The sequence below is a fragment of the Saprospiraceae bacterium genome, from assembly GCA_016714025.1.
Classification (GTDB): domain Bacteria; phylum Bacteroidota; class Bacteroidia; order Chitinophagales; family Saprospiraceae; genus Vicinibacter.
Genome location: JADJOB010000002.1, coordinates 889,552 through 901,850 on the forward strand (window position 1 = coordinate 889,552; position 12,299 = coordinate 901,850).

Annotated in this window: 9 protein-coding genes and 1 tRNA gene; 7 read left to right on the plus strand and 3 right to left on the minus strand. The window is 35.0% G+C overall.

Annotation, left to right across the window (positions count from 1 at the left end; translation table 11 throughout):
* The first annotated feature begins 77 nt into the window (after positions 1–77).
* The 3 genes from IPJ80_06885 to IPJ80_06895 all read left to right on the plus strand — a co-directional run bounded on the left by IPJ80_06885 (position 78) and on the right by IPJ80_06895 (position 2,525).
* Positions 78–1,496 carry a peptidoglycan DD-metalloendopeptidase family protein gene (locus IPJ80_06885; protein ID MBK7913210.1) on the plus strand — a complete coding sequence of 473 codons (1,419 nt, stop codon included), beginning with the start codon at positions 78–80 and terminating at the stop codon, positions 1,494–1,496.
* Between the two features lie 377 nt (positions 1,497–1,873).
* Entirely contained in the window at positions 1,874–2,167 is a 294-nt protein-coding gene (locus IPJ80_06890) for a type II toxin-antitoxin system HigB family toxin (protein MBK7913211.1), read from the plus strand.
* A gap of 1 nt (position 2,168) precedes the next feature.
* Entirely contained in the window at positions 2,169–2,525 is a 357-nt protein-coding gene (locus IPJ80_06895; protein MBK7913212.1) for a helix-turn-helix domain-containing protein, read from the plus strand.
* A gap of 329 nt (positions 2,526–2,854) precedes the next feature.
* Here the strand turns inward: IPJ80_06895 and IPJ80_06900 are convergent.
* A tRNA-Phe gene (locus IPJ80_06900) sits at positions 2,855–2,927 on the minus strand.
* Between the two features lie 417 nt (positions 2,928–3,344).
* Between IPJ80_06900 and IPJ80_06905 the strand changes: the two genes are divergently transcribed.
* The 3 genes from IPJ80_06905 to IPJ80_06915 are packed head-to-tail and all read left to right on the plus strand — an operon-like array spanning position 3,345 to position 5,363.
* Positions 3,345–4,151 carry a hypothetical protein gene (locus IPJ80_06905; GenBank protein ID MBK7913213.1) on the plus strand — a complete coding sequence of 269 codons (807 nt, stop codon included), beginning with the start codon at positions 3,345–3,347 and terminating at the stop codon, positions 4,149–4,151.
* Entirely contained in the window at positions 4,151–4,888 is a 738-nt protein-coding gene (locus tag IPJ80_06910) for a DUF547 domain-containing protein (protein MBK7913214.1), read from the plus strand. The genes IPJ80_06905 and IPJ80_06910 overlap by 1 nt, the downstream gene beginning before the upstream one ends.
* Before the next feature lie 52 nt (positions 4,889–4,940).
* Positions 4,941–5,363: a hypothetical protein gene (locus IPJ80_06915; GenBank protein ID MBK7913215.1), complete on the plus strand. Its 423-nt coding sequence runs from the start codon at positions 4,941–4,943 to the stop codon at positions 5,361–5,363.
* A 230-nt stretch (positions 5,364–5,593) separates the two neighbouring features.
* On the opposite strand, the gene IPJ80_06920 is transcribed toward IPJ80_06915, so the two are convergent.
* Entirely contained in the window at positions 5,594–5,926 is a 333-nt protein-coding gene (locus IPJ80_06920; protein MBK7913216.1) for a hypothetical protein, read from the minus strand.
* Positions 5,927–6,680: 754 nt separating this feature from the next.
* Here IPJ80_06920 and IPJ80_06925 point away from each other — a divergent pair.
* Positions 6,681–10,271 (plus strand): HYR domain-containing protein, encoded by a 3,591-nt coding sequence (locus IPJ80_06925; GenBank protein ID MBK7913217.1) that lies wholly within the window; start codon positions 6,681–6,683, stop codon positions 10,269–10,271.
* A 235-nt stretch (positions 10,272–10,506) separates the two neighbouring features.
* Here IPJ80_06925 and IPJ80_06930 read toward each other — a convergent pair whose 3' ends face one another.
* On the minus strand, positions 10,507–11,712 hold the full coding sequence (locus IPJ80_06930; GenBank protein ID MBK7913218.1) for a hypothetical protein: 1,206 nt from the start codon (positions 11,710–11,712) through the stop codon (positions 10,507–10,509).
* Between the last annotated feature and the right edge of the window lie 587 nt (positions 11,713–12,299).

The following is a 12,299-nucleotide window of genomic DNA, read 5'->3' on the forward strand; positions in this document are numbered from 1 at the left end:
TATTGTTGAAATTTGAATGATGAATAGGCAACAAATGATAATATTAGGGACTCTATTGTAAATTATCTTTGATCAATATGAAAAATCTTTTTGTTAAGCTTTTATTCATTGCAGTTTTAGGCTTTGGGCAAATTCAATTAAATGCACAAACTTCTGCGCCAGACCTGGGATCACAAGTAGATGAATCAAGTATTCATGAAAACAATAGCATGAATCCATGTGTCACGGAAGCATGTTATGAAATTATTGAAAATCGTTGCAAAGAAAATTTAAAACATCTAAAAACAGTTCAGTCGATTCATTCGGGGATCGTATCACTTGAGTGGCCGCTTCGTGCAGCCGATAGCCTGACAGATTGTAGTTTTTATCGGGTTTCCGCTTATGTAGACCAAAATACTGCATCCGGATCATTTCAGGATTTTAATTGTGGGATGAATACCTATGATGGTCACCGGGGGACCGATATTTCGACCTGGCCTTACAATTATTTAAAAATGGATCATAAGCTGGTTGAAGTTATAGCAGCAGCTCCAGGAATGATAATAGATAAACACGATGGAGAATTTGATAAAAATTGCGCTACCAATACCATGATGCCTAATTATGTAGTCGTACAACATGCAGATGGATCCAGAGCTTTGTATTTGCATATGAAAAAGAATTCACTGACTGCAAAGGCTATAGGTGAATCTTTGATTACCGGAGAGTTTATTGGAATAGTCGGCAGTTCAGGAAATTCTTCCGGTCCCCATTTGCATTTTGAAGTGTGGGCTGGCGCAACGGTCGCAAGCCGTATAGATCCTTTCAAAGGAAGCTGCAATACATTAAATGCAGCGAGTTGGTGGACGAATCAAAAAATTTATAAGGAAACAGCCATCGTAAAAGTATCAACCAACACCACAGACATTGTAATTCCTGCTTGTCCGGCAACGGAAATCCCAAATGAATCCAATGTTTTTCAAATTCCCTTTCAGGGACCAGGCTTGCCAGCTGGCTTTGCCAAGTTTTACATCTTTTTACGAGATGAAATCAGTGGATTAATAGCCGATATCAGCATATTAAATCCAGATGGAACTGTATTTACCAACTGGACCTACACAAGTGCAGCAGATAGCAAAACGCGCATCCAGGGTTGGTCTAAAAAATTACCTACCAATCCTGGTAAGTATACATTTAAAGCAATTTACAATGGAATAACTTGTGTTTCACAATTTGAGATCACTTTGCCGGTACAGACAAAAACTGAAAAAGTGAATTCCGACTTTATGATTTATCAAAATCCATTTTCAGATTTTCTTAAGTTGCAACTAATTGAATTTGATCAACCCATTAATTATCAAATTATCAGCCAAAATGGAAAACTAATCAGTGGAAGTATTTGGCCCAAAGGACAAAAGGAAATCATTTTGGATTTATTTGGTCTCCCGGCAGGCACTTACTTTTTAAAATTAAATGGGAAACATGGAAGTAAAGTAAAGTTATTTATTAAAATATAATCCTCCTTTTTGAATAATTTAATTATTACTCAAGTTGATCACATTCGCAAGAGCTTGGAATTTGCATTTTAAAAAATATTACTAATAACTGATAGTTCAAATATTGCTCCCATTTAAGGAATCTTAAATCAAACTATTTCAGTAAAAATAAAGCATGTTAAATTTATCTTACAAGGTTTTTTTGTGGCACCTCCAGGAATCCAAGTCAAGCAACATGCATACCGCTTTAGCGGGAGAACTGAGAACCAAGGGACACGGGCGCTTTCAGTCCTGCAGTTAAAGCAGGATGACTTATACTATTTTTTAGTAGCCATATTAAAAATTAAAATAAATATTCCCATATCGGGAACTTTTTTATATTTGCATAAAGATTAGATTTGCGAATAATTGCGAGGAAAACTTTAAAGAATTTTTGGACTAAATATCCAGATAGTGAACAAGCTCTAAAGTCTTGGTTCAAAGAGATTAGTGCAAAAAGTTGGAAAAGCTTGAACGAACTTAAAAAACAATATCCAACCATGAGTATTGTTTCAAATAATAAAGTAGTCTTCAATATTAAAGGAAACAACTATAGACTTTTGGTCAAAATAAACATTGAATTTCAGTTAACCTATATTAGGTTTATAGGGACACATAAACAATATGATAAAATTGATGTAAAAAAAATTTAATATGAAAATAAATCCAATCCATTCAAAGAAGGATTATCAGATTGCAATGAAAAGAATTGACGAAATATTTGATTCTAAAAAGGGCTCACCTACTGGGAATGAATTAGAAATATTAAGTATTCTAATTGATAATTATGAGAGGGAAAATTTTCCCATTGAATCTCCTGAACCCATTGAAGCTATAAAGTTCAGGATGGAACAAATGGGAATGGATCAGAGTGAACTTGCAAAAATTGTTGGACAAAAAAGCAGGGCAAGTGAAATCTTGAATAAGAAACGAAAATTAAGTTTGGAAATGATTAGAAAACTTACAGAAACATTAAATATTCCTAGTGAAGTATTAATCAAACCTTATTAAATACATAGTAAGGTTTAAAATCCGAATACTAACACCGTACTTGCGATCATGACGCTCATCAATTTAGCTTCCACAAAAGGCTTTTATCTTATATAGAGTTGATATTTCTAGTCTGAAAATTTGTATGTCCCATCCAAAATAGCTGTATTTTATATAAGCTCTTTAAAAGAAACGGTTCTATTATTAAAGAAAGCTATGAAAGAAAAAGAGCGATAAAAAGAATAGAATAATTATAAAAAACCCTTGTAAAAATTAACTTACAAGGGTTTTTTTTTGTGGTACCTCCAGGAATTCCTGTCCCGCATCAGCGGGAGAACCAGATAAATGTGTGGTACCTCCAGGAATCGAACCAGGGACACACGGATTTTCAGTCCGTTGCTCTACCAACTGAGCTAAGGTACCTCCTTCAAATAGATGAATTTATAAATTCATCTATTTGAAATCGGGATGCAAATATATATTAAATGTAAAAGACTGGAAAACAAAAACAAAAATAATGAATTCTATAAGCGATATAAAATATAAATAATTGCAAATCAATATATAATGTATATAAAATAAAATTAATCTAAAAAATTAATTCACATAAGATCGTAATCAAAAGCGATAAAAATTGAGAAGGATTTTCAGTCCTCCCGCCCCGGCGGGATGAGCTAAGGTACCTCCTAACTCGATGAAAAATAAGGATCTCCCATCGTTTTAAGGATTTTAGGCTGCAAATATTAACCCAATCCTTAAACATTTAAATCAATTGCAGCTTTCTCTATAATTTTATGCAATATTTTGGAAGCCAATTCATTATATCTTTTAAACTTCTACATGCCAAGCCGAATTGTTCAAACATTGCTCTTAAGCCTTTTTGGAATTATCTTATTATTCATTGATAAAAGCACCGAATCCTGCCTGTGGTTTATAATCCCCTCAGGAATTTTAGCAATCGCAAGTTTTGTATTTGGTAAACTGATTAATCAATATTGGTTTAGTAAGCACAAACCTGTTTTGGATGCCTATGAAGTCAATTGGGTCAGTAAATTCATACCCTATTTTAGTCATTTGAATGAGTCCTTTAAAACAAAATTCCTGTCGCAACTGGCCATGGAATTGAAACATAAGGAATTTGAATCTATGACAGACAAAAAGCTACCGGAAGAATTAAAATTAATGGCACTTGCTCCAGCCATTCGCCTGGGTTTGGATCTCAACAGTCCCCTAGCTGTAAAGTATAACAAGATTATTTTTTATCACACGGCTTTTCCTTCACCACAATTTCAATATCTGCATCTTTCAGAAACATTTCATGAAGATGGAGTTTTAATTTTTGCAAGCGATGCTTTGCAAATAGCGCATGCGCAACCCGATACTTATTTCAATACGGCACTGTATGAATGGGCATCTGTTTTTATTGAAATTTATAATTTGAAAGATAAACTCCCACTAGATGATGCAGATTCCTGGACGCTCATTGAAGGGATCTTGCAAACTGAGAAAAAACGCTTACACGATTACATGGGCATTCCAGAATTAAATGTCGCAGCGATATTAATCTACAGTTACATAATGTATCCGCAAAAATTAGCAGAATCAAGTCCAGAATGCTTTAAGTTTATTAACAGTTTAGTTGATTAATGCGATTTTTTATTATTCTGATTGGTTTGTCATGTTGGCTTAAGTGTGATTCGCAAGCCTTATCACATAATCGTTGGAGTGAGCTATTAAAATTACACGTTGATTCCAGTGGAAACGTGAATTATAAAAGTATCATGAAAGACAGCATTCAATTAAATAATTACCTTGCAAAGCTTTCAAACAATCCACCAAGGCCTTCCTGGACTGTCAATGAGACAAAAGCATATTGGATCAATGCTTACAATGCCTTTACCATTCAATTGGTTTTACGCAATTATCCGATTCGTTCAATTAAAGAAATTGGCAGTCGCATTCCATTTATCAATTCAACATGGGATATTCCATTTATAAGAATTGGATCTGAATTGTTGAGTCTAAATACCATTGAACATTTAATCCTCCGTAAAAAATACAAGGATCCTCGCATACACATGGCTTTGGTTTGTGCATCCAGGTCTTGTCCGGCTTTAAAAAATGAGGCTTATTCAGCAGAGTCTCTGGATTTTCAACTTGACGAACAAAGCTATAAATTTATAATGGATCCTTTTAGGAATAAAATTCAAACATCGGACCTAAAGATTTCCCAACTGTTTAAATGGTATTCATCTGATTTTAAGAAAGGGGGTGGAATCATTCCATTCATCAATAAATACAGTGAAGTAAAAATTCAAAAAAATGCCCAAATCGACTATTTGGAGTATGATTGGTCCTTAAATGAAAAAACAACTCCTGATTAAACCATTTTTTAATTTTAAAGTCTTAATTTAGTATCAACAAAATAAATCTAACATGAAAAATCTATTAAAAGCCATTCAAATCCCACTATTCTTGATGTTGTCGCTGACTTTCATCTATGCTGCTAATACAAATTGTCCAGAAGCCCTTCAGGGTCGTTGGGAGCAATTAGGAAGCCGCTCTGTAAAATTTGGTATGGACCGAGATGAAATTTTGGTTACAGCCAAAGAAGGATTTTTTACCGGATTAAAAATCCGAGTTACTAATTCTGCTTTAAACATGCATAAAATGGTCATTCATTTTGGTGATGGAACCACTCAGGATGTAGAATTAAAAAATAATTTTAAAGCCGGGCAGGAGAGCCGGGTGATCGATTTGGCAGGCAACCGGAGGGTGATTACCAAAGTAGTCTTTTGGTATGATACAAAAAATGCACGCCAAACCAAAGCAGTTGTTGAACTGTGGGGAAAACATTAGGAAATTAAAAATTAGGAATTATGGGAGCGTAGCGTACATCCCGCGTACTCGCGGGAAGAATTAAACAATCTGATTAAAAGTCTAGATGACAGACGTTTCAAAATACGTTTAAAGAACATTGAAAATAAAAAAAAAGTCAGTTCATACATGAACTGACTTTTTTTTTATTTGATGAACCTAACTGATAAATTTAATTGTTTCTATCAGCTAAGTAATTGAACAGCATATCCTTATTTTGTATGATAGGCTGCATTGTGCGTAAGTGGATTTCCGCATTTTGCACAATTTCCTTGAGTACCGGCACCGCCTGGGCAACCTTTACTGCATGTAAAATGCCATACTCCGGCTGCATTTTGAGCTGGTTCAGCTGTACCTGGAGCAGGTGGAGTAATGGTGGTACTGCCACTGGTTCCTTGCGTAGCTGGAGCCGCACCGGCATTAGGATCAGCAGCTGGGGTAGTTGTCTCTGTAGCAGGAGCTGCATCCGCTTTTTTCTCAGATTTACAAGAAATCAGGCAAAGACCTAATGAAAATAAAACAAAATAAAGGATAGATGATTTCATAACTTGAAGGTTTGTGATTAAGCGTCAAAAATACAGATATATTCGTATTTTTTTGAATATATTTTACGCCCATTATCTGTAGTTTCGATTTAATAAAGCTGTAAATTATAGCATAAAATTGATGATCTATTTCTATTTATTTCATAATGTCCTTAATAAGTAAATGTGAATATTAATTGAGTGTATCCCCTGAATTCCTCCAGAAACAATTATAAACATTGGATTTAATAAAAATCTTATCTGTCATCGTGAATTTTTCTTTCAATATTAAAAACACTAAATTGTAAATTTCATTTAGCTTTAAATTTTAAAATTATGTGTATGAAAATTATACTTGTTCTTTGTTTTCTAAGCAATATGTTCATGCTAAAATCAGTAATCATCAATAAGTGGTTAGTATTCAAAAAATGTCCTTACAAAGCCGTCAGCCCTCTTCCCTAACAGTCTAAAAGTCTATCAGTCTAATATTCTAACAGCCCTTCAGCCCAAAATCAGTAATCATCAATAAGTGGTTAGTATTCAAAAAATGTCCTTACAAAGCCGTCAGCCCTCTTCCCTAATAGTCTAACAGTCTAATAGTCTAATAGTCTAATAGTCTAACAGCCCTTCCGCCCAACAGCCCCTCAATCCTCCTAATTTATTTTTTCTCATTCACAGAAAAATTCTATCTTCACAGTTCCTCTCGTCAACTTTTCATTAGTTACAGCCCTGGTTTTTCGCTGCCATAGTTTTTTCAATTTTCAAATTCAAAACTATGGAATCACAAGAGACTTTAATTTTCAAACGGGTATTCCTGCTCCTATTGTTGGTTATCGCAGGCAACCTGAGCTACGGCCAACCCAAAAAATCATTTAATTTTTTACGTGCCAAAACCCGCATTGCTGCATGCACTGTAGCACCGATTATTACCTGTCCTCCTGATTTTAATGCCTGTCCAGGCGTTTCAACCGGTCCGGGTAATACGGGATTTGCAAGTGCAATTCCAGGCGGACCTAATTGCAGTCCACCGTTAATTAGTTTTAGAGATGATATCATCTCCACAGGGCCTTGCACTGGAGCTACAGAAATCAACAGGGTGTGGACTGCCAGTGATCCTCAGGATCCACTTTTAAATACTTCCTGTCTTCAGAAAATTATTCTTAAAGACGAGGAAGCACCTACTATTATTAATTGTCCGCGAGACACCAGCGTCATGGCAAACAGCAATTGTTTTGCAAATGTATTTTGGAATCCACCTTCGGTTTTTGATAATTGTGGTAAATTGTTTTTAAGTGCCAGCCACATTTCGGGCGACCAGTTTCCTATTGGGATCACCGGAGTTTCTTACAATGCCGAAGATCCTTGTGCAAATAAAAGCAGTTGCAGCTTTAATATAACTGTTATTGGTTCTTGTTGCGATACACCACCATTGATTACTTGCCCTGCAGATTATTCCGGTTGTCCAAATGACGGACTGGACCCTACAATCACCGGACAACTTACTGCATCGTCTGGATCTCCCCGTTGCAATCCTCCCGTTTATCGATACCGCGATTCAGTACTGTTTAGAGGATCTTGTCCGGGTGAAATTCGATTGATCCGCATCTGGGAAGCCTTTGATCCGATTGATACTACGAAATATGCATTTTGTTTGCAAACGATTGAATTAAAAGATGATTCCGCACCGGTGATTACTTGTTGTCCTGCTGACATAACAGTAAGTCCGGGAATCAATTGCAAAACAACGGTGCATTGGAAAGCACCTGCCGTAAGTGATGGATGCAGTGGAGTCATTTTAGAATCAAGCGTAGCATCCGGCACCAGTTTTAATGTAGGCACCAGTCCCATACTATATACTGCTACCGACGTTTGCGGTAAATCGGCGACCTGTAGTTTTACAATAACGGTTTCAGAATGTTGTAATGTCAATCCTAAAATAAAATGTCCTGCTGATTATGTGGCTTGTCCGGGTTCTTCTATTGAACCCTCACAAACAGGAATGGCAATAGCTGATCCTGGAAATCCTGGATGTGCAGATCCGATTATAAAATTTGAAGATCTGAAGATTTCTGAGGGGCCATGCTTTGGAGCGGTTCATATTGTAAGGATTTGGACTGCAACCGATCCAAATGATCCAAACTTGAAAGCAAGTTGTTTGCAAAGCATTCAATTGAAAGACAGCATTCCACCACAATTTATTTCTGGACCCAGAGATACCGTTGTAAGCATTGATACATTGACTTGTCAAGCTATAGTAAATTGGGAAGAACCTATCGTTGCTGATAATTGTAAAATTGCATCTTTAACGAGCAATTATAAATCAGGCACTGCATTTTCTCCCGGATTAAATGCTGTTATTTATACAGCAATTGATTCTTGTGGAAATATCAGTTCGTTTGCATTTAAAATACTTGTAACTGGAAATTGTTGTAACAAAGCACCAGTGATCAAATGTCCATCAGATTATTATGGATGCCCTGAAGCAAATTGCAATCCTTCCAGATCTGGAACAGCAACAGCAATTCCTGGTTCGGTTTCATGTGAAATTCCAACGATCACGTATTCAGATATTTTAATAAAAAATTATTCATGTTTGAATGCGAAACGGTTTATGCGAATTTGGCGGGCAACAGATCCTAAAAACAGTAAGTTATTTTCAGAATGTACACAAATTATTGATTTAAATGATACCATAGCTCCAGTTTTTACGTATTGCACACCGGATATTACAGTCGATGCTAAAGGGGATTGTGAAGCAGCTGCCTGGTGGAATCCTCCCATTGCTGTAGATAATTGTGGCATCAAACAATTGACTTCAAATTATAAACCCGGTGCAATATTTCCTGCCGGTACTACAATTGTGGTGTACTCAGCTTATGATCATTGCGGAAACATTACAAATCACAGTTTTAAAGTTACAGTATTGGGTAATGGATTAAAAATTCATTGTCCACCAAATATTACAGTAGATAAAGATCCAAATTTAAATGGAGCCATAGTCAATTGGAATCATCCCAATGTTACTACATGCAAACCTTGCAAAGACACCTTACCCGGATTTGTATACATGGGTACATATTTGGGGAATCGGTATTTCTGTTCTCGACAAACTGCAACCTGGCCCGACGCAAAATATATTTGTGAAAATGTGGGTGGTAAATTATGTGTAATGAATTCTTTGGATGAAAATCAATGGGTAGCTTCAAAATTAATGGGACAAACTGCTTATATTGGATTGCATGATAGTCGCGTCGAAGGATTGTTTGAATGGATCGATGGCAGTCCGTTATTATTTACCAATTGGTATGCTGGACAACCCAATGATGCCAATGGTAATCAGGATTATGTTGAATTAATACCGGATGGAACCTGGAATGATCAATACAATTCTACAACACGAGAATTTATTTGTAAAATGCCATGTTATACCCTTAAACAAATTGAGGGACCACCATGTGGAAGCTTATTTCCATGCGGAACTACGAAAGTTACTTATGTTGCATACCAAGGCAGTGTCAGTGATACCTGTAGTTTTTATGTCACTGTCAATTGTAATACGAACTATTGTCCGTCTAAAGGGTCCGATTGCAGTATCATGTGGATCCAGTGTGTAAAATTGGCAAATGTTGACAACTGTTCTGGTCCAAACGGAGGGTATAAATATTTTCCGAATCCTTGCATAGAAGTTATCACAGGTCAAACGTATAATTTATGTTTAACACCTGGATATTCTGGTACGGCATACACTGCTTATTGGAAAGTTTGGATTGATTTTAATGGCGATGGTGATTTTGAAGATGCGGGCGAATTATTTGCATATGGAAATGGCAATACCCGTATTTGTGGGAATGTAACCATACCTGGATGCAGTCCAAAGTCTACAAGAATGCGGGTTTCTATGTCTTATGGTTCGTATCCACCCAATTCCTGTTGCAATTTTGCATATGGAGAAGTAGAAGACTACTGCATCAACATTGCAAATAATCTTAATGGAGGAACAAGTAGTTTAATAGCAGAAAATAAATCAATGTATCGCTTACTCTGCGCAGCGGATTGTGTCGAAGCAAACGATTTAATTGCAGAAATACCCGTTGACCAACAAAGCAATTTCTTTGAATTAAACGATCAATTAAGTGTTTTTCCAAATCCGGCAACTGATAACATCAGTGTAGCATTAAAAACAGGATTGTTGCGGAGCATTCGAATTTTTAATAATCAAGGCAAACAAGCTGAGTACATTCAATTTGATAATGAGTTAAAATTACATACAATCACTATTCACAATTGGCCCGAAGGATTGTACGTAATTCAGGCAGAAGATCTCAATGGTAAAATGTACACTGGAAAATTTGAATTGATAAGATAAAGAAGAATCAAATCTATTTTCTTAAACCCAGGGTTTAAACCCTGAATTTAAGAAAATAGATTTGGTTCAATTCTACAATTCTACAATTCTACAATTCTACAATTCTACAACTCTACAATTCTACAATTCTATAATTCTACAATGTTGCAAATTTTTCATTTTACAATGAATTCAAATTTTAAAATTACTACATTTCAGAATTGCAGAATTGTAACATTGCAGGATACTATTTTTCTTATTGAATATGATATAAAAACTTCCTTTTATCTAAAGGATCTTGAGTTCTGGAGACTAAGTCAACGCCCCGGATTTTATAATATTCATGATTGATTTCTTTTATTAGATTGGATCGTTTGGATCGCTGAGTTTCTGCAGGGTTGATATGGTCAATTCCAAAGACAATGTCTAATTGTTCTTGACTAAGCGTGTGGCCTGAATATTCCATAAGTCTTATCAGTATGGGATGCTCTAAAGGAGTGGATGTTTGTTTTTGAGCCTGTTTACGTCTAATATTCCAAACAAAGCCTGTTAAGACTAAAAAGAGAAACGCAAACGTATAATAAATTGACTTGGAATTTTTAACAATTGGAAATGAAGCCTCTTGTAAGTTATGATAAATGGAATCCAAATTGAAATGAATTTTTTCTTCATTGTTTAAATCAACAAAAATCGCATCACCCTGGATTAAAATAAATGATTTTGGACCAATCCCGGCCAATTTTACTAATTGGGTAATATCAGAATATTTAAAAGTCATTTCTGATTTATTAATTAGTTGAAATGGATCCCGGGATGATAAATAATAATTTGTAGATTCAAAACGGGTGGAAAATTTAAAAGCATCTAATTTAGGATCCGTTTGAAGGATAGAAACCCGATGAGATTCTAAATCAATTTTATAAAGGCCTTGATGTTTAATCAGGTTATTTATATGTTGATTTCTATAAACCGGATTGATTACATAGAGCACGTTATCCTTGATGAAAGAAACATTCGTACCAATTTCTTCATCTGATTCAATGATTTCAGCCTCCCACTCATTTCGTTCCCAATCGTAGCGGATCAAATCACCGTGTTCACGCCAAAAGCCATATCCGCCAAATGAGTAAATGGAACCGTTGTATACAAACTTCTTGGAAATAAAATTATAGCCATGATAGTTTGACTTGGAAATTGAAACCCAGGCATTCTGTTGCCATTTATATAGATTTAACCGACCATCAGCGGCAAGGTATTTTTCATTATTTAATTCAAGGATTTCAAATGTATTGGTTTGGATACCCTGAAGTAAAAAGCTATCCTGAACTCGCAGCGTTTGATGATATAAGTCCGCTAGTTCGGTGCTATCTGAATATGGAATTTGATCTCGGTAAACAATTTGACTTTGAGTTCTGATTATTATTAGATAATAAAAAACTAAAAGCAGAAATAGGTGACGCATGCGTTGGTTATTATTCAAATATATAAACAGGATTTTATAATTCCGTAGTTTTTCTTAATAAGGGCTGGTTAGACTTTTCAAAATTAGAGTAAAATTTTATAATGAAGCAATTCATTTTGTAATTTTAAATTTATATAAGATGTAGTAAATCAATCATATATAATTATTTAAACCGGTTTAAACCGGTTTTATTTGGTTTCGGGGGGAAGGTGAATTTGTTTTGTATGGAGAATTGAAATAAAATGACTTGCATAAAGTCAAAAGTTCATTGAATAAACTATTTCAATTGTATTTTTAATAACCAGACTTTTGAAATTGTTAAGTCTTTATCAAAGTCAGCAGAAAGGATTGAAGAAATTTTCAATTCGGCAACAATTTTTGCCAATTTTATTTACAGAAATCTCATTAAATTACAATTTAAACATATTTATTACCAATTATTGCAAACAGTTGCCGTATTTAATAAAAATAAATATTCAATTGATTATAATTCTAAACTTTACAAATGTTTAATACAAATATGTTACTAAAGGTTTTGAGGCTTCATACTTTTGTTGTACATTCACCGTATAATCATTTGACAAGAT

Bases quoted from the DNA above. Each gene is read 5' to 3' on its own strand.
- IPJ80_06885 (MBK7913210.1), top strand. From the start codon at position 78: ATGAAAAATCTTTTTGTTAAGCTTTTATTCATTGCAGTTTTAGGCTTT.
- IPJ80_06895 (MBK7913212.1), top strand. From the start codon at position 2,169: ATGAAAATAAATCCAATCCATTCAAAGAAGGATTATCAGATTGCAATG.
- IPJ80_06905 (MBK7913213.1), top strand. From the start codon at position 3,345: ATGCCAAGCCGAATTGTTCAAACATTGCTCTTAAGCCTTTTTGGAATT.
- IPJ80_06910 (MBK7913214.1), top strand. From the start codon at position 4,151: ATGCGATTTTTTATTATTCTGATTGGTTTGTCATGTTGGCTTAAGTGT.
- IPJ80_06915 (MBK7913215.1), top strand. From the start codon at position 4,941: ATGAAAAATCTATTAAAAGCCATTCAAATCCCACTATTCTTGATGTTG.
- IPJ80_06920 (MBK7913216.1), bottom strand. From the start codon at position 5,926: ATGAAATCATCTATCCTTTATTTTGTTTTATTTTCATTAGGTCTTTGC.
- IPJ80_06925 (MBK7913217.1), top strand. From the start codon at position 6,681: ATGGAATCACAAGAGACTTTAATTTTCAAACGGGTATTCCTGCTCCTA.
- IPJ80_06930 (MBK7913218.1), bottom strand. From the start codon at position 11,712: ATGCGTCACCTATTTCTGCTTTTAGTTTTTTATTATCTAATAATAATC.